Below are 26,296 nucleotides of genomic sequence, written 5' to 3' on the forward strand. Positions count from 1 at the left end.
CTTAATATATCTCAGGCAATCTGCATAAATTTTTGTAATTTTGCGTGTTTTTTATTCGGAAACGTAACTAAAGCAAAGAATTTATGAAAGATAAGAGAGTGTTATACGTCTCGTCTGAAGTTATACCTTACTTACCTGAAACCGAAATTTCATCTACATCATTCGAAGCCGCAAAAATGGTAAATAATCTGGGAGGACAAATCCGGATTTTTATGCCGAAATTCGGTAATATCAATGAAAGAAGACACCAGTTGCACGAAGTAATTCGGTTGTCTGGGATGAATCTGGTGATCAATGACCTGGACATGCCTCTTATCATCAAAGTTGCGTCTATCCCGAAAGAGCGCATGCAGGTGTATTTCATCGATAACGAAGATTATTTCAAAAGAAAAGCAACCTTGACCGATGAGGACGGAAATCTTTTTCCGGATAACGACGAACGTGCTATCTTTTTTGCCAAAGGCGTGATCGAAACAGTAAAAAAACTGAACTGGTCACCCGATATCATTCATGTTCACGGATGGCTGGCATCTCTTTTACCGCTTTACCTTAGAAATTACTATGGGAATGAGCCGCTTTTCAAAGATTCGAAAATTGTGACTTCTGTTTACAATCAAAGTTTCGATGGAACGTTAGATAATGAGATGCATAAAAAAGTGCTTTTCGACGGTCTTGAAAATTCAAATGTCAAACATTTGAAGACCCCGAATTTTGTTGGGATTCTTAAAACGGCCATCGAAAATTCTGATGCCGTGGTAATGGGTGGAGACAATGTGCCGCAGGAACTACAAAAATTCTCTGAGAAATTAGGACTGCCGGTTCTTCCGTATGCTGAAAAAGAAGCGTTTACCCAGGCATACCAGGAATTTTATGCTACAAAAGTATTGTCTGAATAGTAACTAAGACTACATGAAATTAAATAGACTGACTCTTTTAACAGCTGTTCTGGCTGTTGTTTTTACTTTAACCGGTTGTGATGATGAGTTTTCAGATGTTGGTGGAGAAATCATCAACAACCCTACTGATGTTTCGTTAAGGGAAGTGGAGGTGAATTCATATACTAGAAGAATCAATTCCATTCAAACAAACAACCTTTCCAATCTGGCGCTGGGAACACATAAAGATGACATTTATGGTGAAACTACCGCCAGTATCGTGTCGCAATTGTCGTTGGGGCTGATGGATCCGGATTTTGGAGATAATGTGGAATTAGACAGTGTGGTGCTTACCATACCTTATTATTCTGAAGAAACCACTGATACCGAAGGGGAAACCATTTATGAACTGGATTCTATCTTTGGAACAGGTTCCTTCAATTTAGCAATCTACGAAACGTCATTTTTTCTGAATGAATATGATCCTGAGGCCTCTTTTGAGCAACGGGAAAAATACTATTCAGATCAGCAGGCTCAGATCGAAAATAACATCGTGGAGTTGTTGTACGAAAAGGAAAATTTCCAACCATCCAAAGAGCCTTATCAAACGATAGAGATTGATGAGATTGGTGATAATGATACGCTCACTAAGGCTCCTGCGCTTCGCGTAAAATTACCGGTTGAGTATTTTCAGAAAAAAATCATCGATAAAGTAGGAAGCGAAGAGCTTTTAAATAATTTCAATTTTAAGAATTACTTCCGAAGTATTTATATCAAGGCTGAATCTAATTCTTCTGAAGGGGTTCAGGCATTGCTGAATCTGGGTAGTGATACAGAGGCTAATATCCGTTTGTATTACACCTACGATACTGAAGAAGACGATGAAACGGTGAACAAGCGAGGGACTTTTGATCTGGATTTCTATTCTCCTTCAACCGTGAACAATCAGTTCAACGTGTATACCGGTGAATTTTCAGAAGCTCTGGAGCAACAAATCGCCGCTCAGGATAGTGTGGAGGATGCTGAAAATCTATATCTGAAAGGTCAGGAAGGCAGTATGGCTATTATCGACCTTTTTCCAAATCAGGAAATATTGACGGAATTAAGGGCGAATGACTGGCTGATAAATGAAGCAAACCTAATATTCTACGTCAACCAGGATGAAAGAGGAATTGCTGAAGAGCCAGAAAGATTGTTGTTGTATGACGTAGAAAACAATCAGTTGCTGATAGATTATTACAGCGATCCGCTAGTTTCTTCTACAGATCCACTGAATTCAGCCATTACCTTTGCTCCAAGAATGGAAAGAGGAGAAGACGGTAAAGGTGTGTACTACAAATTTAGGATTACGCAATATGTGAATGAAATCCTGAACAATGATCTAGACGCTTCAAAATTAGGTTTGGTGGTTACGGGAAATATTAATGTGACCGGTTTTTCAGCTGTGCAAGGTCTGGAAGATGTTAGTCGGGTGCCGGCGGGTGATTTGTTGACTCCACGAGGGACAGTATTATACGGAAGTGGAGCTGAAAATGAAGATAAAAGACTTAAATTACAAATTTACTACACAGATTATAATTAGAATTTATGTGCGGAATAGTTGGGTATATTGGTCATAGAGAAGCTTATCCTATCGTTTTGAAAGGGCTTCAAAGGCTGGAATACAGAGGTTATGATAGTGCAGGTATAGCATTATATAATGGGAATGAGCTGAGGATGAGCAAGACCAAAGGGAAGGTTTCTGATCTTAAAAAGCGATTGGAGAGCGAAATCCCAACCGATGGAACTGTAGGGATAGGCCACACGCGCTGGGCAACCCACGGAGAGCCGAATGATGTGAACTCGCACCCGCATTATTCCAACTCAGGCGATTTAGTGATCATTCACAATGGAATCATTGAAAATTATGATGCTTTAAAAAAAGAGCTGAAGAAGCGGGGCTACACTTTCAAGAGTGATACAGATACCGAAGTTTTGGTAAATCTTATTGAAGATGTAATCAAAAATGAAGGAGTTAAGCTTGGTAAGGCGGTTCAAATTGCTTTGAACCAAACTATTGGAGCCTACGCGATTGCAGTATTTAATAAAACAAAACCTGATGAGCTGGTAGTTGCCCGTTTGGGAAGTCCGTTGGCTATTGGGGTGGGAGAAGGTGAGTTCTTTGTGGCTTCAGATGCTTCCCCGTTTATCGAATTTACGAATAATGCGATTTACCTGGAAGATGGAGAAATGGCGGTTATTCGTAGAGAAAAAGAAGTTAAAATCAGGAAAATCAAAGATGATTCCCTGGTCGATCCATATCTGCAGGAACTTCAGTTGAACCTGGAGCAAATTGAAAAAGGCGGGTATGAGCATTTTATGCTCAAGGAGATCCATGAGCAGCCGAATGCGATTAGTGATACCTTCCGCGGAAGAATGCTGGTTGATAAAGGAATTATCCGGATGGCGGGTGTTGATGATAATATGGAGCGTATTTCGAATGCCAAAAGGATCATCATTGTAGCCTGTGGAACTTCCTGGCACGCTGGTCTGGTAGCGGAATATGTCTTTGAGGAGATCGCGCGTATCCCGGTGGAAGTAGAATATGCTTCGGAATTCCGGTATCGCAACCCGGTAATTTCAGAAAATGACGTAATCATCGCTATTTCTCAGAGTGGGGAAACGGCTGATACCATGGCGGCAATCAAACTGGCAAAGGAAAAAGGAGCATTTGCTTTCGGTGTATGTAATGTGGTGGGTTCTTCTATTTCCAGGGAAACTCATGCGGGAGCTTATACGCATGCGGGTCCGGAAATCGGGGTGGCATCAACAAAAGCCTTTACCACTCAGATTACAGTTTTGACCCTGATGGCATTGAAATTGGGGAAATTCAAGGGTACGATTTCCAATTCTGACTTCCATATGTATCTGCAGGAAATGGAAAGAATTCCGGACAAAGTTAAAACGGCTCTCGAATCTGATGCGGTAGTCACGAAAATCGCTGAAATCTATAAAGATGCTCCAAATTGTCTTTATCTTGGAAGGGGTTATAACTTCCCGGTAGCTTTGGAAGGAGCTCTAAAACTAAAAGAAATATCTTATATCCACGCAGAGGGTTATCCTGCTGCGGAAATGAAACATGGTCCTATCGCACTGATCGATGAGCAGATGCCTGTTGTGGTGATCGCTACCAAAAAAGGCCATTATGAGAAAGTGGTGAGTAATATTCAGGAGATCAAATCCAGAAAAGGAAAGATCATTGGTATCGTGACTCAGGGAGATGAAGAGGTGCGCGAACTGGCAGATCACGTAATCGAAGTGCCGGAAACGATCGAAGCGCTTACTCCGCTCTTAACTACTATACCGTTACAATTACTATCATATCATATTGCGGTAATGCTTGGTAAAAACGTGGATCAGCCACGAAACCTGGCGAAATCTGTTACCGTGGAATAAATTTTTATCTATGGAATTAAAAAGTGTATCATTTTAGAGTAATCATATGCTTTTTAATTCCGTAGATTTCCTATTATTTCTTCCCTTATTTTTTGTCTTATACTGGTTAATTCCGTCGCGAAAGATTCGGTGGCAGAATGTGCTGATTTTGGGAGGTTCCTACCTGTTTTATGGCTGGTGGGACTGGCGCTTCTTGTTCCTGATCGTTTTTTCTACGCTGGTAGATTATTTTTGCGGACTTCAACTGGCTAGAAAGCCTGGTGAAAAGCGATTTTTGTACCTGAGTCTACTGGTGAACCTGGGGATACTTTCCGCTTTTAAATATTTCAATTTCTTTTTGGATTCCTGGTATGATCTGGCGGCGAACCTTGGCTTTTCTTCCGTGAATAACTGGGCTATTGATGTGGTTTTACCAGTTGGAATTTCGTTTTACACGTTCCAGACTCTGTCTTACACAATAGATGTGTACCGAAAAAAAATTCCTGCTGAAAGGAGCCTGCTTAATTTTGCCGCTTTTGTATCTTTTTTTCCTCAGCTTGTGGCCGGACCCATCGAGCGGGCAAAGAACTTATTGCCGCAAATTCGAAATCGACGAAAATTCAAATATCCTCAAGCGGTTACAGGCCTGAGAATGATCTTATGGGGATTTTTTAAAAAAATTGTCATCGCTGATGCTCTGGCTTATAAGGTCGAAGAGATTTTCCCGAATTATGAAATTTTAAATGGAGGCGTTCTGCTTTTGGGGCTGCTGTATTTTGCCGTTCAGATATATTGCGATTTTAGTGGGTATTCTGATATTGCTATTGGTACCGCAAAGTTGTTGGGAATTGATCTAATGGTGAACTTCCGGTTTCCGTATTTCTCCAAAAATGTAACTGAATTCTGGAGACGCTGGCATATTTCATTGTCCACCTGGTTCAGAGATTATGTCTATATCCCATTGGGGGGTTCCAGAGTGTCTCGAAATTTGGCTGTTCGGAATATTGTTATTGTATTTCTTTTAAGTGGTTTCTGGCATGGAGCTAACTGGACATTTATTGGTTGGGGACTGGCTAACGCAATGTTGTTTGTTCCGGTTTTTCTTATTCGGAAAAGGAAAGAACCTACTCGAGATGCCGTTTGGGTACACTGGCTGAAGGTTGGATTAACTTTTTTTCTCGTCACTCTTACCTGGGCGTTTTTCCGAAGTGATACCATTGGAGATGCGCTGCTATATCTTTGGAAATGTTTTTCCGAATTTCAGATTCCGTATACCCATCGATCCGGAATGGAGGAAGTACTGATCTTGTTTCTTTTTGATTTTCTGTTGAGAAATGATCCAGGAAATCTTTCCTCGCTGGATAGGCTGAAAAGGCCTTTAAGATGGGGTATTTACCTTTTTCTAGGTCTATGGATCATGAGTGTTTTTAACACCTATCAGCCACCTTTTATATATTTTCAATTCTGATGAAGAGATTTCTAAAAAATATCACACTTTTTTTTCTGTTGATTTTGCTATTCTTCGGTTTTGAAAATATAATGTCTGGTATTTATAGAGATTTCAAACGCCCCGGTTCCAATCTTTTTTACGACACATTTTATTATCCTAATGAAAACGATCCTTCTTATGTTGTTGAAGAAGAATTGTCCAGGGTTCCGCGGGAGACTAATTTGGTGACCGATGATTATGGGAATCGTAATAACAAAATCTACGAAGATCTTGATATCATGCTTTGCGGAGATTCCTTTTCCAGTCTGGTAATGCTTCGGCAGGACGAAACTATTCATCAGCAAATCAATGACCTGTCAAATCTTCGCGCGAACAGCATCCGGGTAAAAGGGGTTTTTGGGTTTGATAATAATCTGAATTATATTTCTTCGCGCTATGCTAAACCAAAATTGCTGGTCTATGAAATTGTTGAGCGCAATTTACCGGTAATATTTGGAGTTGATACCTCCAAAACTTTCCATTTTAATCGGGAAAAAGAGTTTAGTGACTGGAAGGCAGTATCGGGTATTAAGAAATTTATAAATGAAGGTTTGGATCTTCCTACACTGAGATATTTTCAGTATGAATTACTGGCTGAAGCGCAATCTTTTCCGCGGTCTAAAATTGATAAAGATTTGTATTTTCTGGAAGGGGAGTCAGCGGAGGTGTTTTCTGATGCGCAGATCAGCAGGATTGCAGATCAGCTCCAAAAAATGCAAAAACTTACTGAAAACAACGGAATACATTTTGTCTTTTTACCAATTCCGAATAAAGAAACAATCTATTATTCCAAGGTGCCACTTCCTAAGCGTCCGGATAATCTGGATAGGTTGTATGTGGAAATGGATAAAAGGGGAATTCCATATATCAACGTATTGGAAAAATTGTTGGATAGCAAAGAGCAAACCTACCTGCGCGGTGATAGCCATGTGAATCCTCACGGAAGTTTTCTAATTGCTTCTCAAGTAATTGATTACTATAATTCTGCCTTCTGAAAAGTTCTTGATATTTCAATATGTTTTTTGCAAGAAAAAATTATCTTTGCAGCCTGAAAAAGACCTGTTTTGTGATTAGAGAATTTGAAATCAGCAGGATAGGTTTTTAAAGTTGTTATCATAAATATTTAAAGAATTAGATAAATGTCTAAAGTCACAGGTAAAGTTGCCCAGATTATTGGTCCTGTAGTTGACGTTGTGTTCGACTCAGAAAATGCCGAACTACCAAAGATCTACGACTCTTTGGAAATCTCCAGAAAAGACGGTTCTACATTAGTGCTTGAGGTACAATCTCATATTGGTGAGGATACAGTACGAACCATTTCTATGGATTCTACTGATGGATTAAGCCGTGGAGTTGAAGTTCTTGCTACTGGAAATCCTATCCAGATGCCGGTTGGAAAAGACGTATATGGTCGTCTATTCAACGTGGTGGGTGATGCGATTGATGGTTTAGGAAACCTTCCAAAAGCTGGTGAAGATGGACTTCCGATTCACCGCCAGGCACCAAAATTTGAAGATTTATCTGTGTCTACTGAAGTGCTTTTTACAGGTATCAAGGTAATCGACCTTATTGAGCCTTATGCAAAAGGTGGTAAAATTGGTCTTTTTGGTGGTGCTGGTGTTGGTAAAACAGTACTTATTCAGGAATTGATTAATAACATTGCGAAAGGTCACGGTGGTCTTTCGGTATTTGCCGGGGTAGGTGAGCGTACTCGTGAAGGGAATGACCTTCTTCGTGAGATGCTTGAGTCTGGTATTATAAAATACGGTGATGATTTCATGCACTCTATGGAAAATGGAGGATGGGATCTTCAAAAGGTGGATAAATCAACTATGAAAGAATCGAAAGCGACTTTCGTTTTCGGACAGATGAACGAACCACCTGGAGCACGTGCACGTGTGGCCCTTTCTGGTCTTACCATTGCTGAATATTTCCGTGATGGAGCTGGAGAAGGACAGGGAAAAGACGTTCTTTTCTTCGTAGATAACATTTTTCGATTTACTCAGGCTGGTTCTGAGGTATCGGCACTTCTTGGACGTATGCCTTCTGCGGTAGGTTACCAGCCAACTCTAGCAACAGAGATGGGTGCGATGCAGGAGCGTATTACTTCTACTAAAAACGGTTCGATTACATCTGTACAGGCGGTTTATGTACCTGCAGATGACTTGACAGATCCGGCGCCGGCGACTACTTTTGCCCACCTGGATGCTACAACCGTACTTTCTCGTAAGATTGCGGAGCTAGGTATTTATCCTGCGGTAGATCCTCTTGATTCTACTTCAAGAATTCTGACTCCTGAGATTTTAGGAAAAGAGCATTACGCTTGTGCACAAAGAGTAAAAGAGTTACTTCAGCGTTATAAGGAACTTCAGGATATTATCGCGATTCTTGGTATGGAAGAACTTTCAGAAGAAGATAAGCTAGCGGTATCTCGTGCAAGACGTGTGCAGCGTTTCCTTTCTCAGCCATTCCACGTAGCAGAGCAGTTTACTGGTCTTAAAGGAGTGTTGGTAGATATTAAGGATACGATCAAAGGATTCAATATGATCATGGATGGTGAGTTGGATCACCTTCCGGAAGCAGCATTTAACTTGAAAGGTACGATCGAAGAAGCTATCGAGGCCGGAGAGAAAATGCTTGCTGAATCATAAATTGAAGTGAGATTTAGCGGTTAGAGAGCAATTGGTTCGAACCACTAACTACTCAAATACTCAATACTAAAGAATATGTATTTAGAAATAGTAACTCCAGAAGCAGTAGTTTTTCGCGCAAAAGCGAAAGCTGTGAAAGTTCCCGGACATGATGGGGAATTCCAGATGCTGAATCATCACGCGCCGATCGTTTCTACTTTAGTGGAAGGAGATGTAAAAATAGATTTGCCTTCAGGAGGTAAAAATGAGGTGAAGCCAAAAGGAGATTTGTTCCGTACTTCCACTTCAGAGCCGGATACGGTTTACTTCCATGTAAAAGGAGGAGTTTTGGAAATGAAAGATAATAAAGCCATTATTCTGGCAGATTAATATTTTCCCAATACTGAATAAACAAAAAGGCCTTTCAATTTGAAAGGCCTTTTTTATTGATCTATTTCTTGGCCAGCCAGGCTTCTCGTTTTTTTACGGCTTCCTTTTTGGCATTTCCATCAATACTGATGGTGTACTCCGGGTTTTTTCCGGGTTTTAATTCAGTTGTTTGCTCTTTATCATATCTTCGGAAGGTGATCTTCAAATTTTGATTACCTGTCATCATTTCCTGAATTTCTTCTTCTGAAGTTACTATTTTTCCATTAACTGAAACAATTTCATCACCTTTATCCAGTCCTGCCTCATATGCCGGGGAACCTTTCACCGTATTTCCTGATATATAAACTGTACTGTCTTTAGTAGTTAGTCGTGCTCCAAAGTACGGATCGTCGTTCTTCTGTTCCAGTTTCACACCAACGCTGCTTAATAATTCCTGGTAGTTTGGCATTTCACTCTCATAAATATAATTGCTAAAGAAATTATCGGCAAATTCTTTCCCGGCGTAGTCAGATAAGGTTTGCTGAATATCCTCTACATCGTAGGCCACTTCAGTCTTACCATATTTATTCCACATTTTCTTCATGAAATCATCCAGGTTCAGTTCTTTTTCTCTTAGAGAAAGATCCAGTGCTAAACCGAGAACGCTTCCGTAGGAATAGTAAGAAATGAACATATTTTCACGGTTTGTAGGGTCTACTGAAGTCGCGGCATCTACGAAAGGTGCCTGGTTGCTCATTTCTATCGGATTGAAATACTCGTGTGCTGGTGAATTCCAAACATAATTGAAAGTTCCAGCCAATCCATTGATATAATCCTCGTTTTCCGTGATCCCTGCTCTCGCGCGGATGAGTCCGTCATAGTAACTGGTGAATCCTTCGGCAAACCACAAACAATCGCTCATGTTGGTTTCGCTGAAATTAAAAGGTTCCAGTCCCTCAGGCCGAATACGTTCCACATTCCAGCAATGAAAAAATTCATGTGCTACAGTTCCGATATTTCCTTTCATCCCGCCATTTTCCAATGAACGAGTGCTGGTTAAAATGGTGCTGTTTCGATGTTCCATTCCGTCTCCTGAAGCATTGATCAGGTAGCAGGCCAGGAAAACATATTCGCCGTAATCGTAATCTGGCAATTCTCCATAAACCTGTTTTTCCTGTAAAACGATTTTTTGGACCTGGTCAAAATATTGATCAAGCTCCTCTTCGGTTCCCAGGTGATGCAAAACAAATTTGATGGTCTGGCCATCCACCTCAAATTCTCTTTCAGACCAATTGCTGATTTCCGTAGGGCTGTCCATGAAATAATAAAGATCTGGAGCCGAATATTTAGTGCCTGAAATCTTTTTCAGCTGTGTAGCGACCTTCCAGTCCAGGTCTTCTCGTAAATCAAAATCGACTTCAATCGGGCGGTCCTTTAGATCTTCGGCATACATAAAAGTCGCCGGGATATTAAGGTGGGCGTGTGTTTCATCAATTTGGGAATAGGTTCCGTCACCGCGGTTTCCAAACAAGATATATTCAATGTTGATCTCTCCATCAGTATTCTGAACTTTCCACGAATAGGGATCTGTTCTGGTAAAATCTAATTCCTCTCCTTTGCTGTTGGTGGCTTTAAATCCGTACACATTTTTGGCAAATTCATGCAGCGCATAGCGTCCCGGAGAAGAACGGCTCATCCGGACTGTTAAATCTCTTGACTTAACATTCGGGAAATGTGCTTTGATCACGGCTTCATGATGTGCGGCATTTTCAAAAGAAATTTCATAGGTATTGGTTTGTGCGGCAAGATTAAAACCGACAAATAGGAAAAGGATCAGAATTTTTTTCATGTTGCTTTTTTGAAGTGAGTCCTAAAGTAAAAAATTGTCTTCAGAAAAATGGCTTATTCCGCAGTGTATTCAAGAATATCGCCGGGCTGGCATTCCAATGCTTTACACAAAGCCTCGAGTGTCGAAAACCTTACGGCTTTGGCCTTTCCGGTTTTGAGAATGGAAAGGTTGGCTGTTGTGATATCAATGATCTCTGCCAGCTCATTACTTTTCATGCCTTTTTCTTCCAAAATTTTATCAAGATTGATTTGAATAGGCATAATTATACAGTTAGGTCGTTTTCTTCTTTTAATTGCTTTGCATTTGAAAATATACCGCTCAGATAAATAAAAAACAGGCCGATTGCAATAACGAGCCAGAAACTGCCAAAGCCTTCATCGAAATTAATGTCAATCCCTACGCGACTATTGATTGTGGCTTCTTCAAAGAATTTCAAGGCTGCTTTGGCTAACGTAACGGTAATAATCAATTGTCCAGCCAGTTTTAATCCGGTTATTTGGTATTGAGTAAATAATTTTCCTGAATTAAAATTACTGACAAGCTTCAGAATAATTTTTACAGCATAAATGAATAGTGCAGAGACAAAAAGTTGAATGATCAATAATATTATGGTAATCATTTTTGATTCTGCTATGGATAGCATTTCAGGAAAATAACTGGAAGGTCTAACTCTGCCACCAAACAAAACATATAATAACAGGATTAATTCCATGATCCATTTAATTATTAAAATGAAGTAAGAAATATTAATTATCGTCTTTAATGAAGAAGGTGGTCTCATATAACTTATTATCGTTTATCAATAACAAAGATATGGAATTATTGTTTATCGATAATTGGATATAAAAAATCTTTCTACCGAAAATTTACGTTTTTTAGATTTTTCCTAAATTAATTTCTTTAAAACACGAGTTCTGTAATAAATAAATTAAAAGCTGCTTTTTCCTTAAGATTTATCTCTTTTTGTTTCGGGAAATCTTCAAGAATAACTATTATATTTGCCAGGAACGATATATCTAAGTATGCTTACCGCAATTCTTACAGGATTTTTATTTGCCATTTTTCTCGTTTTCGCGGGAAAATTTTTTAGAGGTAAGCTGGCAATCCTGTCTTCTTTAATTCCTTTAGGACTTTTCATCTACTTTATCCGGTTTATTGGTGAGATAGCCAATGGGGAAATAATTACAAGAACATACTCCTGGATTCCTTCTTTCAATGTGGATCTGAGTTTTAAGCTGGATGGATTATCCATGCTGTTCACGCTTATGATCACGGGAATTGGTTTCCTGGTCTTCTTATACACATCTTCTTATCTAAAAGGTCATAAATACCTGGACCGTTTTTACGGTTACCTGGGGTTATTTATGGCAGCCATGCTTGGTCTGGTGCTTTCAGATAACATGATCACCTTATTTACCTTTTGGGAACTCACCAGTATCAGTTCATTTTTCCTGATCGGTTTTAATAATGATAGCGAGGCATCGAGGAAGTCGGCTATGACCGCTCTGGGAATTACCGGTATTGGCGGACTTTTACTGCTTGCGGCAGCTTTATTACTGAATTATATTTCCGGAACTTACAGTATTTCTGAAATGCTTACAATGGGTGAGGCGATCAGAAGTAATCAGCTTTATCCGCTTGCGGTTATCCTGATCTTCGGGGCGGCCTTCACGAAATCGGCACAATTTCCATTTCATTTCTGGTTACCGGGAGCAATGAAAGCACCAACTCCGGTTTCTACTTACCTGCACTCAGCGACTATGGTTAAAGCAGGTATTTATTTACTGATGCGTTTTAGTCCCATTCTTGGTGGAGAGGATATCTGGAGCTATACCCTGATAATCGTTGGGGCAATTACCATGTTATACTCGGCGATTCATACCATCTTCAGAACCGATTTAAAAGGGGTACTCGCTTATTCCACGATTTCGGCGCTTGGAATCCTGGTTTTTCTAATCGGATTTGGAACTGAAGAAGCTTATTTGGCGGCCGCAGTTTTCATTATCGTACACGCATTATATAAAGCAACACTATTCCTGGTTACGGGAATTATAGATCACCAAACTCATACTCGCGATGTGACCAGGCTTTCAGGTTTATTTAAAATTATGCCGCTGGTTGGAGTTGCCGCAATCCTGGGTGCAATTTCCAGTGGGGGTATACCGCCAAGTATTGGTTTCGTTGGAAAAGAGCTGATTTATGAATCTACTTCCAAAGCTGAATGGATGGTGATTTTAATGGTGATCGCCATCGTTTCAACTAAAATCCTGTTGCTATATGCCGGATTTGTAGCTGGGATCAAACCATTTACCGGAAAACTTCCGGAAAACCTTCAGAATACCAAAAAACCGGGTATTATTTTATGGGCTCCGCCATTGCTTTTAGGAGCTTTGGGAATTGTATTAGGAATTGCACCATTTTTGATCGAAGGCGCACTGATCAAGCCACTGGTGACCGCTATGGGCGTGGATGCTTCAGAAATACATTTGGCCCTATGGCACGGATTCAATGAGGTCCTGCTATTGAGTGCAATTACGATCGGAATTGGAACAGCCTTGTATTTCCTGATAAAACCTTCAGCAAAACTGGAGAACGGCATCGCAAAATTAGACGCTATAGCCCCGGAAAACCTGTTATGGAAATTCAACGGTGGCTTTAAAATATTCTCCCAGTACTGGACGCGCTTTTTTCAGAATGGATATTTACGAAATTACATTTCTACCATCATCCTGTTCACGGTAGGAGTTGTGGGCTATATTATGCTTCGCGACGGGCGTTTTGAAATAGATTATATGCGGTTGACGGAGACGACCATTTCAGAAATCGTCGTGACACTAGTGCTGATCGCTGGTTGTATCTATACCGTATTTACGAGGTCCAGGCTGGCTGCTGTTGTGGCGATGGGAGTGATTGGCTGGTCTATTTGTTTGATATTCGTATTTTACAGCGCGCCCGACCTGGCAATGACCCAGTTTTCGATCGATACACTTACGGTGATCCTTTTCGTGCTGGTGTTGTATAAGCTGCCGCGGTACCTGAAACTGTCAGATTATAAAACGAGAATCAGGGATGGAGTACTTTCTACCGTTTTCGGGGTAATGATCGCAATGATCGCTTTGGAAGTACTGGCAGTTCCGGCAAATACCGAAATTGGTGATTATTACGCTGAAAAAGCCTATATCGCTGCCCACGGAAAGAATGTCGTGAACGTGATCCTGGTAGATTTCAGGGGAGCTGATACCATGATTGAAATTTCGGTACTGTCGATTGCGGCACTGGGAGTATTTGGGTTAATGAAACTGAGATTGCGTAAATCTGAAAGAAGACATTACGATTAGAAAATTATGAGAACCACGATAATTTTAAGAACTGCATCGAATTACCTTTTACCGGTATTGCTGCTGTTTTCCATTTTCGTTCTTTTGAGGGGGCATTACCTTCCCGGTGGTGGTTTTGTGGGTGGTCTTATCGCTTCGATCGCGTTCATTCTGCATTCATTTGCGAATGGCCTGAAAAGAACCAAGGATCTGCTGGTCATGCACCCTGGATACCTGATTCCTATTGGTCTTAGTATTTCTTTTTTAAGCGGTCTGGCACCGGTAGCTTTGTTCGACGAACCTTTTATGACCGGTTTGTGGTCTCATGAAGCTGTACCAATTTTAGGAAATATCGGTTCGACCCTGTTCTTTGACCTCGGAGTGTATTTCGTGGTAAACGGGGTGACCTTAACAATAATCTTTACAATTTCAGAATCAGCCTAAATGGAGATATTAATCGCATTGATGATCGGGGTTTTGTACGCGGCTGGTATTTATATGATGCTGCGCCGAAGTCTGGTGAAACTCATCATTGGAATTATCCTAATTGGAAATGGCGCGAATTTGCTGATTTTCCTGCTGGGAAGAATTACCAAAGGTTCGCCGCCTATCATCCCGGGGGACGCACATCTGCTTACGGAAGCTTATGCTGATCCTGTTCCGCAGGCCCTGATATTAACCGCCATTGTGATCAGTTTTGGACTGCAGTCTTTCGCCATTGTACTGGTGAAACGAGCGCATACCGTGGTTCGTACAGATGATCTGGACGAAATGAACGCAACCGACGAAGATTCATGACAGAACAACTAATCATATACCCGTTATTCCTTCAGATCGCCATCAGTATCATCTTGATGTTCGGCTGGAATAATATCCGTTTTCAGAAGATCTTCAGCGTGATAGGCAGCACACTGGCCGTCGCGTTGGCCGGAGTGGTTTTCTATTTCACGTGGACCGATGGTACTCATACCGTGCAGGCTGGAGACTGGCCCGCACCATTCGGGATTACTTTTGTAGCCGATACTTTTGCCGCTACCCTGGTCGTACTTACCTCTCTGGCAGGCCTTGCTGTATCTATCTTTTCGGCAGCTTCGGTTTTAAAAGCGCGTTTGAAATTTGGCTATTTTCCCATTTTTCATTTCCTGTTGCTGGGACTTAATGGTGCTTTCCTGACGGGAGATATCTTCAATCTCTATGTGTGGTTCGAAATTATTATTATCAGTTCCTTTGTGCTCATCACCATTGGAGGTGAAAAAGCACAGCTCGAAGGAGCCGTAAAGTATTTTACGCTGAATATTCTCGCGTCAATCATTTTCCTTACTGCCATTGCTGTTCTTTATGGACTTACCGGCAGTTTGAATATGGCCGATCTTGCTGAAAAGATCTCGCAGGTTCCGAACCAGGGACTGGTGGAGATCACCGGTGTTCTCTTTATCATCGGCTTCGGAATTAAGGCCGGGGTTTTTCCGTTGTATTTCTGGTTGCCGGCATCCTATCATACACCGCCTTTTGCCGTTTCTGCCATATTTGGTGGTTTACTCACAAAAGTTGGGGTGTATGCCTTGCTTCGCGTGTTTACCCTGATATTCCATGGGGATGACTTCATCAACACTTTACTCATCGTGATCGCTATTTTTACGCTGATTAGTGGTGGGGTTGGAGCATTGGTTCAGAATAATATCCGGAAAATATTCTCCTATCTCATCATTTGCCATATTGGGTATATGATTGCAGGACTGGGAATGTTCACTGAAATTGCCATTGCAGGAGCTATTTTCTACCTCATTCACGATATTGTGGTAAAAACGAACCTGTTTATGCTCAGTGGGCTGATCTATAAGATTAAAGGCTCCAACAGCATGCGGAATCTTGGCGGATTGTATGCAGCCTGGCCAAAGATCAGTCTGTTACTTTTCATCCCGCTGTTTTCCCTCGTTGGGATACCACCGCTTTCCGGTTTCTGGCCAAAGATCAACCTGATCAAGGCTGGTTTTGCGCAGGGTAGCTATTTCACCGTAGCCGCCATTATATTTGCCAGTTTTATTACGCTGGTGATCATTGCGAAATTGTGGGCAGAAGTTTTCTGGAAAGACGGAAAAGAAATAAAACGCAGCAGGAATTTTCAGTTTTTTACAGATCTGCCTAAGCTGAAAAGGATTCAGCTGGTGGTGCCGGTGGCTTTGTTAAGTCTGGTATCTTTGTATATTGGTTTCGGCGCCGAGCATATTCAGGAAGTATCAGCCAGGATTGCCGATGAACTGGTGAACAATCAGGGTTATATAGATACGGTTTTGAAGCGTTAATTGTCAAAAAATGAAGAGCAAGTTTATATCAAATATATTACTGACCTTTATCTGGGTGGCACTCACCGGGGATTTCTCCTTTGAGAATTACGTTTTCGGCTTCTTCCTGAACTTTCATATCCTTTGGTTGATTACCTATAAAAGAAATCATTCCAAATATTTCGTGATCGTTCCGAAGCTTATCCTGCTTTTGGTCACTTTTCTGTATGAATTGATCAAGGCGAACCTGGAAGTTGCTTACGAGGTGATCACACCCAAACTGAAGATGACACCGGGAATCATCATGGTTCCATTGGACGTGAAATCAAATATCGGGATCACATTGCTGGCCAATATGATCTCTCTTACTCCCGGAACCCTGAGTATTGATGTATCGAATGACCGCAAAGTGTTGTTCGTTCACGCGATGTATATCAAAGACCGCGAGGTATTCATCAAGAGTATCAAAAACGGTTTTGAAAAAAGAATTTTGGAGATAATGTCATGACGTTACACGACTATCTATATTATGTCATATTGCCCGTTTTGATCCTTTCAGCGATCCTGATTTTCTGGAGACTGCTGAAGGGACCAACGATTGCTGATAAAGTGATCGCACTGGACCTGTTGATTACAACGGGTATCGGGATCATTGGGGTGTATTGCATCATTTACAATCATTCCACCCTACTGGACAGTGCATTGATCCTGGGATTGATCGCATTCCTGAGCACGGTGGCATTGTCTTATTACCTGGAAAAAAGAAAGAAGAAATGATCGAAATAATCATAGGTACACTGGCAACTTTTGGAGCATTATTCGTTCTTTTTGCGGCGATCGGGCTGGTGCGAATGCCTGATACGTATTTGAGAATTTCTGTAACGACCAAGGCCGCAACCTTAGGTGTTGGACTGGTTTTGATGGCGACGGCTGTTTTCTTCAGTAATTCCGGGGTGACTTCCCAGGCCTTTGTGATCATCCTGTTTATTTTCCTAACTGCTCCGGTGAGTGCACACCTTATTGGCCGTGCCTCTTATTTCGTCGGGATCAAACTCTGGGATAAATCGGTGATGGACGATCTACAGGGGAAATATCAGAAGAACAGTCACATTCTGAAAAGTGTTGTAGATGATACTCCTGAAGATAATGTAGATCACACCAAGATCGAAAATAAGGAAAAACGCAATTAATCTGTTGAGTTCTTCTTGGAGTCCAGGTGCTTCAGAATTTTCTTTTCAATCTTTCCGAAGAAATAATTTACGACTACGATCAGGAGCGTGACCACCACGACCTCGAGGAACATTCCAAAACCTGAAAGACAGCCAATGCCCGCGCTGCACCAGATCGTAGCTGCTGTGGTTAAACCTTCCACGTCCTTACCCTTTTTCATGATCGTTCCGGCGCCAATAAAACCGATCCCGATAATGACCTGGCTGAGTACACGGGTAATATCCACATATTTATCGCCTTCGTATTCCAGGGAAAGGCAAATGAAGACGCTGGCGCCCAGTGCGACCAGCGCATGGGTCTTCAGCCCTGCGTGCTTGCCTCTGAACTCGCGTTCCAGCCCTATTAATAAACCGGCAATAACGGCGATTACTGCCTTTATCGTAAATTCTTTTAAATCCATTGATTAGTAGTTTTATCTTTGTCTTATGGCGTTTCCCATGAAATTAGAAAAAAAACTTCTTAAGAGAAAGTTAGAAAACTCACTTCGGGAGTTAAAACTACCCTCGGAAGGAGTGGATTTTTATTCGAATGATTACCTGGGGTTTTCCTCTTCCCGGCTTATTTATGAAAAAGCTGAAAAAATACTGAAGCTCCAAAAGCTTAAAAATGGCGCTACAGGTTCGCGTTTGCTTTCCGGGAACTTGGCAATTTTCGCAGAAACTGAGGCACGAGTCGCTAAATTTCACCAAAGTGAATCGGCAATTTTGTTCAACTCCGGCTACGATGCCAATATGGGCTTTTTTTCCTCGGTGCCGCAGAAAGGAGATGTGATCCTTTTCGATGAATATGCCCATGCTTCCATTCGCGATGGTCTGCGCATGAGCCTGGCCAGAAGTTTCAAATTCCGGCATAATGATCTTGGGCATCTTCGGGAGCTACTGGTAAAATTTCAGCATTTTGATACGATTTATGTGGTAACAGAATCAGTATTTTCTATGGATGGTGACTCGCCCGATGTTCAGGAGCTTTTAAAAATCGTACGGGAATTTCAGGCCTTGCTTGTTGTAGATGAAGCGCATGCTATTGGTGTTTGCGGGAAGGATTATAAAGGCCTTTTTCAGGAGGAGTCAGGAGCGGTTTTTGCACGTATCGTCACCTTCGGAAAGGCTATGGGATGTCACGGTGCGGCGATCCTGGGGAGCAAAATACTGAAGGATTATCTCGTGAATTTCGCCAGAAGTTTCATTTATACCACGGCTATGAGCCCACATTCGGTGGCGACAATTGCTGCGGCTTATGGATATTTTGAAGAAATACTGGATCGCGAACCAGGCGAATTGCAGCAACTCCGGGATAATCTTCAGTTTTTCGAAGAGGAAATTCAGAAAAAAGGATTGTCACAGCATTTCATTATTTCAGAGTCGGCGATCCGGAGCTGCCTGGTTCCGGGAAATGATGCGGTCAAAAAGCTTTCCGAAGAAATGCTGAAGTCGGGTTTTATCGTCAAGCCAATTCTTTCTCCCACCGTACCGAAAGGCGAGGAGCGACTGCGATTTTGCATTCATGCCTACAATTCCCGGGCTGAAATTTCGGAGGTCTTGAAACTCTTGGGTACTTTTGTATCCAAAGTTTAAAAATGCCAAAAACATTCTTTATTACCGGGATCAGTACCGAAGTTGGAAAGACCGTTGCGGCCGCGATCGTGACCAGGTCTATGGAGGCCGATTACTGGAAACCGGTGCAGGCGGGAGATCTTGAGAACAGTGATACGCACAAGATCAAAAGACTACTGGGTTCTCATGAGGTTCATTTTCATGAGAACGCCTATGCGCTGAATACACCAATGAGTCCACACGCTGCTGCTGAAATTGACGGGATTGAGATAGCTATCAGGAATATCCGTTTTCCGGAAACTTCAAAGGATCTTGTAGTCGAAGGAGCGGGTGGTTTGCTGGTTCCGCTGAATGATACTGAAACCATTCTCGATCTGATTAGCCCGGAACATAAGGTTGTTCTGGTTTCGCGCCATTATCTTGGAAGCATCAACCACACATTGCTAAGTGTGGAGGTGTTAAAGAGTCGTGGGATCAAAAATATCGGAATCCTGTTTAGTGGAAAAGCGCATCCTTCTACTGAAGATGTGATCACCAAAATGGCCGGTGTGTCGATCATTGGCCGTATCGAAGAAGAACCGTACTTTGATGAGCGGGTGGTGGAGGAGTATGCAGAAAAGTTTAAGGAAAATCTATGCAAACTATAAATAGCGATCTTCGGGAAAGAGATCAAAAACATTTGTGGCACCCGCTCACGCAGCACAAGACCGCCGCTGCGGCCCTGCCCATCGTTCGCGCTGAAGGAGCGCATCTTTTTGATGATTCGGGAACAAAATATATTGATGGGATTTCCTCCTGGTATACGGCGGTATATGGTCATTGCAATCCATATATTACCAGTAGGGTTGCAGAACAGATGACCCGGCTCGACCAGGTTGTTTTCAGCGGATTCACTCATGAACCGGCCATCAAGCTTTCGGAGGCGCTGATAGCGATTCTTCCGAAGGGACAGCAAAAGCTCTTTTTTAACGATAATGGTTCCACGGCAACCGAGATCGGTATTAAAATGGCCCTGCAATATCATCACAACCTTGGAAATGACCGAAAGGTCATGCTAGCTTTTGAAGACGGTTTCCACGGAGATACTTTCGGTGCGATGTCGGTTTCCGGACTTTCGGTTTATAATGGTGCTTTTGAAGATCATTTTATCCGGGTGGAGCGTATTCCCGTACCAAATGGCGAAAATACTGCTGAAATCCTCGAAAAAATCCAGGTGTTGCATGCCGAAAATGGGATTGCCGGTTTCATCTATGAACCTTTGATACAGGGCGCTGCCGCCATGAAATTCCATGATGCAGAAGGCCTAAATGAAATTCTGAAGTTTTGCCGAAAAGAACATATTATTCTGGTGGCCGATGAAGTGATGACCGGCTTCGGTAAAACGGGAAAATTCTTCGCTTCAGATTATCTTTCTGAAAAACCAGATATTGTATGCCTGTCTAAAGCGTTAACCGCGGGGCTACTTCCCATGGGAATCACTTCCTGCAGTCAGAAGGTTTTCGAGGCTTTTTATTCCGAAGATATCGCTAAAGGACTTTTTCACGGTCATACCTATACGGCCAATCCGCTGGCCTGTACTGCGGCGCTGGCAGCGATTGATTTGTTGCATTCAGCCGAGATGCAGAATAATATAGCGCAGATCAGGAAATCGAACGAGGCCTTTGCGGAAAAACTCAAAAGGCAGCCGAAAGCAAAAAATGTTCGAAATATCGGAGTGATCCTGGCCTTTGAACTCGACGTGGAAATGGAGCGCTACGGGAATCTTCGGAATAAGCTTTTCCGGTTCTTTATGGATCGGGGAGTGGCCCTGAGACCTCTTGGAAATACGATCTATATCGTTCCGCCTTATGTGATCTCGGAGGAAGATCTTCAGTATACCTATAGCGTTATCGAGCAGGTTTTTAGCGAATTTTAAGATTGTCTTTTGCGTTAATCTTTTTCTGAAAGCCAAATGGGTTATTAGCTAAATTAGGAGGTTAATCCTGATGAAGATGATACACCCCGATACGCAGTTGAAATGGATTAGTGAGGCCGTTGGTTATGGCGTGGTTGCCACCAAACTCATCCCAAAAGGCACCATAACCTGGGTTCAGGATGCCTTGGACAGTATATTCGAGCCTGATGCCCCGCTTGGGATGAACGAGTTGGAGCAGGAAATGCTGGAAAAATACAGTTTTCGCAATAGTCGTGGCGAGCATGTGTTATGTTGGGATTTCGGAAAATTCGTCAATCATAGTTTCCGGTCCAATTGTCTTTCTACCGCGTATAATTTTGAACTTGCAGTTCGGGACATCCAGCCGGGAGAGGAGCTTACCGATGATTATGGCTACCTGAACCTTATTGAATCTTTTCAGCCTATCGATGAAGGAACTGCGCGAAAACTGGTAATGCCAGATGATATTCTCCAGCATTATACGGAATGGGATCATGCCCTGCGGAAAGTGTTTCCTGAAATCCCGAAAAACGATCAGCCATTATGGAATTTACTGGAAGAAAAGCTGGTGTTGGAGATCTCGGAGGTGGCCGCCGGAAAGAGAAAGATGCTTTCTACTCGTAATTTATATTATGAGCCTGAAAAGAGCCGAATCTAAAGCTGATTTGCTGGTAATTCCAGCGCTTCTGATGTATTTTTGTCAAAAATTTTGTTTTGAAAGACCCGATAGGAATAGTTTCAGTTGGGAGTGTGTCGCCACTTGGGTCAACTTCTGAAGAAATCTGGAACAGTTACCTCCAAGAAACGCATTTTTTAAGTCAGCGGCCGGAAACTGATTTTCCCGAGCCTGCGGGCTGGTTGCCTGCTGCTTTGAAAACCTCCGCGGAAAAGCTGCGTACGGAAGATCCGAGATTCCGAAATCTGGACAATTCGGTGCTCTATGCGGTGCTGGCCGCAAGGAAAGCCTTTGAAAGTGTTCCTGTTTCTACATCCGCAGGCATCAATATCGGAAGTAGCCGTGGTGCGACCAGGCTTTTCGAGAAGTACCATCAGGAATATATCGAAACCGGAAAAGTAAGCACGTATACCTCTCCCACCACGACCCTTGGAAATATTTCGTCCTGGGTTGCGCAAGACCTTAAACTGGAAGGGCCTGAATTTTCTCATAGTATCACCTGTTCCACCGGGATGCATGCCATCCTGAATGCGATCGCGTGGATGAATAGCGGTATTTCTGACGCCTTCCTTGCCGGTGGAAGCGAGGCGCCACTTACCGGTTTTACCCTCGCGCAGATGCAGGCTATGAAGATCTATTCCCGTCAAACGGAATTTCCATGCAGGTCGCTGGATATGAAAAAACAGGAGAATACGATGGTTCTGGGAGAAGCAGCAGGGATTGTTTCGCTGCAAAGAGAGGCAGAAAACGCCAGGGCCTGGATCAAGGGAATTGGTTTTTCTACGGAAAAGTTGCGTCACGGGGCTTCGCTTTCCAAAAATGGCAAAGGCATTCAGAAGGCCATGAAAATGGCATTGAACGGCAGAGCCCCAAAGGAAATTGACGCGGTGGTGCTGCATGCGCCGGGCACCATTGGCGGGGACGCTGCTGAAGTGAATGCTATAAAGGCGGTTTTTGGGAAAGATCTGGCCGCAATGACCAGTAATAAATGGAAAATTGGCCATAGTTTTGGGGCATCTGGTGTATTAAGTCTGGAAATGGCTATCTTGATGCTTCAGAAGCAACAGTTTTTGACGGTTCCGTTTTCAGAATTTCAGCAGCAACCCGAAAAACTGGACAATATCCTGGTGAATTCAGTAGGTTTTGGCGGCAATGCTGTTTCCATACTTATTGGTCGCAGGATGTGATTGTTAGCTATTCGGTTTATAAATCGGCTAACAGGTGAAGGCCTTAAAAGCTTAGTTTTCCTTATTTTTGAATACAAATCATTTTACATGGCTAGACATAACTGGACGAAAGAAGAGATTCTAGAGATATATAACAAACCTTTGATGGAGCTGCTGTACGAAGCGGCAAGCGTCCATCGTGAGTACCACGACCCGAATACCGTTCAGGTCTCCACATTGCTTTCTATTAAAACCGGTGGATGCCCGGAAGATTGCGGCTATTGCCCGCAAGCTGCCCGTTACCACACTGATCTGGAAGGAAACGACCTGATGAGCGTGAACCAGGTAAAAGCGCAGGCGCTACGTGCCAAGGCTTCGGGGAGTTCCAGGGTTTGCATGGGTGCAGCCTGGAGAAACGTGAAAGATGGCGAGGAGTTTGATAATGTGCTGGAGATGGTTCGTACCATCAATAAACTGGATATGGAAGTTTGCTGTACTTTGGGAATGCTTACCGAGAACCAGGCGCAAAGACTTGCCGAAGCCGGTTTGTATGCTTATAACCACAATTTAGATACTTCGGAAGAATATTATAAAGAGGTGATTTCTACCCGCGGATATGAAGATCGCCTGAAAACCATTGATAACGTTCGCAAGACCAATGTTACGGTTTGTAGCGGAGGGATCATCGGGATGGGTGAAAAAAAAGAAGACCGAGCGGGAATGCTTGTTGCTCTTGCTACTTTGAATCCTCAACCGGAATCGGTGCCAATAAACGCATTGGTAGCCGTAGAGGGAACACCTATGGAAGAGCAAACGCCGGTGCCGATCTGGGATATGATCAGGATGGTTGCCACGACGAGGATCGTGATGCCCGAAACACAGGTGAGACTTTCCGCAGGAAGGACGCAGATGAGCAGAGAAGGCCAGGCTATGTGTTTCTTTGCCGGAGCGAATTCCATCTTTGCCGGAGATAAACTGCTAACGACTCCAAATCCTGATGTGAATGAGGATATGGAAATGTTCAAAATGCTGGGACTTAATCCGCAGAAAGCATTTGAGAAGAAAGCGCAGCCTGTTAGTGTGGACGCCGAACAATCTGCCTACCAGGCCCAGGGAGAAAAACCAAGATGGTCAAGACCCGGGCACCAGATCGAGCGAAATCTTCAGGCGCAGGAAAAAGCCAAAACCAAGGCCTAACAAAATCAGCCAAATTTGAAACTGGATCTTCAAAATATTCCGAGAGTCAGGGGAATTTCAAAAGAAGCATTCCAGAGGGATTATTTTGTTCCGCAGAAACCGGTCATTTTTGAAGATCTTACCCAAAACTGGCCAGCATACCAAAAGTGGAACTTTGAATATTTTCGGGAAAAAGCCGGTGATATCAAGGTTCCGCTCTATGACAGCCAGCCTGCCAAAGGCAGGGAGAACAGCCACGGCCCGGCGATGAAGATCAAATTTTCAGAATATATCGATATTCTGGAAAAAGGCCCTTCAGATTTACGCATGTTTTTCTTTAACCTGCTTCAGAATTGCCCGGAACTGGTGAATGATTTTCAGTATCCCGATCTTGGAGTGAAATTCTTTAAAAAACTGCCCGTTCTTTTTGTGGGTGGTGCAGGTTCCAAAGTGGTGATGCACTATGATATGGACCTGGCCAATAATTTCCATTTTAATTTTACGGGTAAGAAAAAAGTGTTGCTATACCCGCCAGATCAGACCGGTTTTCTTTATAAAGTGCCTTATTCGATCGTGAGCATGGAGATCATCGATATGGATGATCCAGACCTTCAAACCTATCCCGCTCTTAGTAGGGCTCGAGGTTTCGAAGCCAGGCTGGGACACGGTGAAGGACTTTTTATACCCAGTAAATGGTGGCATTTTATAAAATATGAAACTCCCAGTTTGTCTATTACTTTGAGGTCTTTGCCGAGATCACCTAAAAAGATCGCGGAGGTGCTGAATAATCTTTTGTTCATGCGGAATTATGATAATTTGATGCGGAAATTACAGGGCCAGAAGTGGATCGACCATAAGAACAAAATGGCCATCAGGAAGACGCACCGGCACGCAGGAATTGATAAATGAAGTCAAGATGGAGCTGAAACAGGTAACGCGCATAGAAAGCATTTCGAAAGATGATTTTGTACGGGATTATGTGCGCCCCCAAAAGCCGGTGGTGATCAAAAAGCTGATCCAGGACTGGCCTGCCTACAGGAAATGGAATCTCGAATATATTCGGGAAATGGCCGGCGACCGAACCGTGCCCCTATATGATGATCGTCCTATTTCTTCCAGGTTCAAGTTCAACGAGGCTCATGCCGAAATGAAAATGAGTGACTACATCGATCTGCTGGAGCGCGAACCCACGAACTACCGCATTTTCCTGTATAATTTGCTGAAACAGGTCCCAAAACTCCAGGAGGATTTCAGTTTTCCGGATATCGGACTTCGATTTCTGAAACAGTTGCCCATGCTGTTCTTCGGTGGAGCAAATTCCAAGGTTTTTATGCATTACGATATCGATTATGCGAATATTCTTCATTTTCATTTCCACGGAAAGAAACAATGCATCCTTTTTCCACCTTCAGAAAGCAAAAATCTCTACAAGGTGCCACATGCTTTGATCAGTAGAGAAGATATCGATTTTAATGATCCTGATTTTGAAAAATTCCCGGTCTTGAAGAAAGCACAGGGTTACATTACCGAGCTGAACCATGGCGAAACGCTTTATATGCCGGAAGGGTACTGGCATCATATGACCTATCTTACCGCCGGTTTTTCCATGAGTTTGCGTGCCACTCCAAGAACGCTGACCAATTTTTCAAAAGCCGTGTACAACCTTGTTTTTATGAGACATTTTGATAATTATATGCGGAAAATGCGCGGGCAACGATGGATAGATTATAAAAACAGGCAGGCAGTAACGCGCACTCACAAAAAGCATCATATCAATCAATAAGCGAATTCACGCAATCGAAGACCAGGCTGTTTTCGTAACCTTTTCGCAGGAGGTGATCACTGAGTTTCTTCTTTTTCTTGAAACTATTGGGTTCCTGGATCTTTTCCAGCTTCTTTTCGGCAAGCTCATAAAGCGTTTTACGATAATCTTTTTCGGAAATTTCAGATAAGCCAAGTTTGATAACGGGAGTGGAAATTTCGCGGAATTTAAGCTCCTGAGTGATCTTAATCTTTCCCCATTTCTTTATGCGGAATTTTCCGCGGACGAAACTACGGGCGAAACGTTCTTCGTTCAAAAAACCCTCCTGCATCAACCGAATGATGATCTTCTCCTTGGCCTGCGGGATCATATGCATCTTATCCAGCTTATCTTCGACCTCCTTTTGCGAACGGTCACGATAGGCGCAAAAGTGCATCAGCTTTTGCATGGCTTCATCTACGGTGTAACTTTTTCTTTCCTGGTAATTCATGCCTGCGAGATAAGGAAATTAGCAGTAACCAAAAATATCCTATTTTTAAGAAAATTTCGAATTTCAATCTTCTAATCGACCCGCC

The 26,296-nt window shown here is 42.6% G+C and carries 27 protein-coding genes; 22 read left to right on the forward strand and 5 right to left on the reverse strand.

The window, feature by feature from the left end; translation table 11 throughout:
• Positions 1-83 precede the first annotated feature (83 nt).
• The 7 genes from GRFL_RS08450 to GRFL_RS08480 all read left to right on the forward strand — a co-directional run bounded on the left by GRFL_RS08450 (position 84) and on the right by GRFL_RS08480 (position 8,798).
• Positions 84-896 (forward strand): glycogen/starch synthase, encoded by an 813-nt coding sequence (locus GRFL_RS08450; protein WP_083644203.1) that lies wholly within the window; start codon positions 84-86, stop codon positions 894-896.
• Positions 897-909: 13 nt separating this feature from the next.
• On the forward strand, positions 910-2,457 hold the full coding sequence (gene bamH / locus GRFL_RS08455) for a BamH family beta-barrel-assembly machinery protein (RefSeq protein ID WP_083644204.1): 1,548 nt from the start codon (positions 910-912) through the stop codon (positions 2,455-2,457).
• 5 nt (positions 2,458-2,462) lie between these two features.
• Positions 2,463-4,310 (forward strand): glutamine--fructose-6-phosphate transaminase (isomerizing), encoded by a 1,848-nt coding sequence (gene glmS / locus GRFL_RS08460; RefSeq protein ID WP_083644205.1) that lies wholly within the window; start codon positions 2,463-2,465, stop codon positions 4,308-4,310.
• Positions 4,311-4,449: 139 nt separating this feature from the next.
• Positions 4,450-5,757 carry an MBOAT family O-acyltransferase gene (locus GRFL_RS08465; protein ID WP_341475770.1) on the forward strand — a complete coding sequence of 436 codons (1,308 nt, stop codon included), beginning with the start codon at positions 4,450-4,452 and terminating at the stop codon, positions 5,755-5,757.
• Between the two features lie 71 nt (positions 5,758-5,828).
• Positions 5,829-6,773 (forward strand): alginate O-acetyltransferase AlgX-related protein, encoded by a 945-nt coding sequence (locus GRFL_RS08470; RefSeq protein WP_158091594.1) that lies wholly within the window; start codon positions 5,829-5,831, stop codon positions 6,771-6,773.
• A 144-nt stretch (positions 6,774-6,917) separates the two neighbouring features.
• Entirely contained in the window at positions 6,918-8,429 is a 1,512-nt protein-coding gene (gene atpD, locus GRFL_RS08475; RefSeq protein WP_083644208.1) for a F0F1 ATP synthase subunit beta, read from the forward strand.
• A 75-nt stretch (positions 8,430-8,504) separates the two neighbouring features.
• The gene (locus GRFL_RS08480; protein ID WP_083644209.1) at positions 8,505-8,798 is read left to right on the forward strand and encodes a F0F1 ATP synthase subunit delta/epsilon; all 294 of its coding nucleotides are present in this window, start codon (positions 8,505-8,507) and stop codon (positions 8,796-8,798) included.
• Positions 8,799-8,859: 61 nt separating this feature from the next.
• On the opposite strand, the gene GRFL_RS08485 is transcribed toward GRFL_RS08480, so the two are convergent.
• Genes GRFL_RS08485 through GRFL_RS08495 form a run of 3 tightly spaced genes read right to left on the reverse strand, consistent with a single transcriptional unit; the run spans position 8,860 to position 11,338 of the window.
• Positions 8,860-10,626 carry a M61 family metallopeptidase gene (locus GRFL_RS08485; RefSeq protein ID WP_083644210.1) on the reverse strand — a complete coding sequence of 589 codons (1,767 nt, stop codon included), beginning with the start codon at positions 10,624-10,626 and terminating at the stop codon, positions 8,860-8,862.
• Positions 10,627-10,679: 53 nt separating this feature from the next.
• On the reverse strand, positions 10,680-10,886 hold the full coding sequence (locus tag GRFL_RS08490; protein ID WP_083644211.1) for a helix-turn-helix domain-containing protein: 207 nt from the start codon (positions 10,884-10,886) through the stop codon (positions 10,680-10,682).
• Positions 10,887-10,888: 2 nt separating this feature from the next.
• Complete coding sequence (locus GRFL_RS08495; protein ID WP_158091593.1) at positions 10,889-11,338, reverse strand: DUF2975 domain-containing protein; 450 nt, start codon at positions 11,336-11,338, stop codon at positions 10,889-10,891.
• A 310-nt stretch (positions 11,339-11,648) separates the two neighbouring features.
• Here GRFL_RS08495 and GRFL_RS08500 point away from each other — a divergent pair, with 310 nt between their 5' ends.
• The 7 genes from GRFL_RS08500 to mnhG are packed head-to-tail and all read left to right on the forward strand — an operon-like array spanning position 11,649 to position 17,415.
• The gene (locus GRFL_RS08500; protein WP_083644213.1) at positions 11,649-13,964 is read left to right on the forward strand and encodes a putative monovalent cation/H+ antiporter subunit A; all 2,316 of its coding nucleotides are present in this window, start codon (positions 11,649-11,651) and stop codon (positions 13,962-13,964) included.
• A gap of 6 nt (positions 13,965-13,970) precedes the next feature.
• Positions 13,971-14,387, forward strand: a complete 417-nt coding sequence (locus GRFL_RS08505; RefSeq protein WP_083644214.1) for a Na+/H+ antiporter subunit B — start codon at positions 13,971-13,973, stop codon at positions 14,385-14,387.
• The gene (locus GRFL_RS08510) at positions 14,388-14,741 is read left to right on the forward strand and encodes a Na+/H+ antiporter subunit C (RefSeq protein ID WP_083644215.1); all 354 of its coding nucleotides are present in this window, start codon (positions 14,388-14,390) and stop codon (positions 14,739-14,741) included. It abuts the gene before it with no gap.
• Entirely contained in the window at positions 14,738-16,246 is a 1,509-nt protein-coding gene (locus GRFL_RS08515; RefSeq protein ID WP_083644216.1) for a proton-conducting transporter transmembrane domain-containing protein, read from the forward strand. Before GRFL_RS08510 ends, GRFL_RS08515 begins: the two co-directional genes overlap by 4 nt.
• 10 nt (positions 16,247-16,256) lie before the next feature.
• The gene (locus tag GRFL_RS08520) at positions 16,257-16,733 is read left to right on the forward strand and encodes a Na+/H+ antiporter subunit E (RefSeq protein ID WP_083644217.1); all 477 of its coding nucleotides are present in this window, start codon (positions 16,257-16,259) and stop codon (positions 16,731-16,733) included.
• A complete protein-coding gene (locus tag GRFL_RS08525) occupies positions 16,730-17,002 on the forward strand; it encodes a cation:proton antiporter (protein WP_083644218.1) in 273 nt (90 codons plus the stop codon). The genes GRFL_RS08520 and GRFL_RS08525 overlap by 4 nt, the downstream gene beginning before the upstream one ends.
• A complete protein-coding gene (gene mnhG, locus GRFL_RS08530; protein WP_083644219.1) occupies positions 16,999-17,415 on the forward strand; it encodes a monovalent cation/H(+) antiporter subunit G in 417 nt (138 codons plus the stop codon). The genes GRFL_RS08525 and mnhG overlap by 4 nt, the downstream gene beginning before the upstream one ends.
• Here mnhG and GRFL_RS08535 read toward each other — a convergent pair.
• Entirely contained in the window at positions 17,412-17,855 is a 444-nt protein-coding gene (locus tag GRFL_RS08535) for an MgtC/SapB family protein (RefSeq protein ID WP_083644220.1), read from the reverse strand. The genes mnhG and GRFL_RS08535 overlap by 4 nt on opposite strands.
• A gap of 112 nt (positions 17,856-17,967) precedes the next feature.
• Between GRFL_RS08535 and GRFL_RS08540 the strand changes: the two genes are divergently transcribed.
• From GRFL_RS08540 to GRFL_RS08575, 8 genes are all read left to right on the forward strand, one after another.
• The gene (locus tag GRFL_RS08540) at positions 17,968-19,029 is read left to right on the forward strand and encodes an aminotransferase class I/II-fold pyridoxal phosphate-dependent enzyme (RefSeq protein WP_341475771.1); all 1,062 of its coding nucleotides are present in this window, start codon (positions 17,968-17,970) and stop codon (positions 19,027-19,029) included.
• Between the two features lie 2 nt (positions 19,030-19,031).
• A complete protein-coding gene (gene bioD, locus GRFL_RS08545) occupies positions 19,032-19,655 on the forward strand; it encodes a dethiobiotin synthase (RefSeq protein ID WP_083644222.1) in 624 nt (207 codons plus the stop codon).
• Positions 19,643-20,923, forward strand: coding sequence for an adenosylmethionine--8-amino-7-oxononanoate transaminase (gene bioA / locus GRFL_RS08550; protein WP_083644223.1), 1,281 nt, complete (start codon positions 19,643-19,645; stop codon positions 20,921-20,923). Before bioD ends, bioA begins: the two co-directional genes overlap by 13 nt.
• A 76-nt stretch (positions 20,924-20,999) precedes the next feature.
• Positions 21,000-21,599, forward strand: a complete 600-nt coding sequence (locus GRFL_RS08555; RefSeq protein WP_083646035.1) for an SET domain-containing protein — start codon at positions 21,000-21,002, stop codon at positions 21,597-21,599.
• Positions 21,600-21,655: 56 nt separating this feature from the next.
• Positions 21,656-22,804, forward strand: a complete 1,149-nt coding sequence (locus GRFL_RS08560; RefSeq protein ID WP_083644224.1) for a beta-ketoacyl synthase N-terminal-like domain-containing protein — start codon at positions 21,656-21,658, stop codon at positions 22,802-22,804.
• An 87-nt stretch (positions 22,805-22,891) separates the two neighbouring features.
• A complete protein-coding gene (gene bioB, locus GRFL_RS08565; RefSeq protein ID WP_083644225.1) occupies positions 22,892-23,980 on the forward strand; it encodes a biotin synthase BioB in 1,089 nt (362 codons plus the stop codon).
• A 15-nt stretch (positions 23,981-23,995) separates the two neighbouring features.
• Positions 23,996-24,868 carry a cupin-like domain-containing protein gene (locus GRFL_RS08570; RefSeq protein ID WP_083644226.1) on the forward strand — a complete coding sequence of 291 codons (873 nt, stop codon included), beginning with the start codon at positions 23,996-23,998 and terminating at the stop codon, positions 24,866-24,868.
• 7 nt (positions 24,869-24,875) lie between these two features.
• The gene (locus GRFL_RS08575) at positions 24,876-25,742 is read left to right on the forward strand and encodes a cupin-like domain-containing protein (RefSeq protein ID WP_083644227.1); all 867 of its coding nucleotides are present in this window, start codon (positions 24,876-24,878) and stop codon (positions 25,740-25,742) included.
• Here the strand turns inward: GRFL_RS08575 and GRFL_RS08580 are convergent.
• Positions 25,732-26,211, reverse strand: coding sequence for a regulatory protein RecX (locus GRFL_RS08580; RefSeq protein ID WP_083644228.1), 480 nt, complete (start codon positions 26,209-26,211; stop codon positions 25,732-25,734). The two genes, GRFL_RS08575 and GRFL_RS08580, sit on opposite strands and share 11 nt — an antisense overlap.
• Positions 26,212-26,296: the final 85 nt, after the last annotated feature.

Origin of the sequence: Christiangramia flava JLT2011, from assembly GCF_001951155.1 — a bacterium.
Lineage (GTDB): Bacteria > Bacteroidota > Bacteroidia > Flavobacteriales > Flavobacteriaceae > Christiangramia > Christiangramia flava.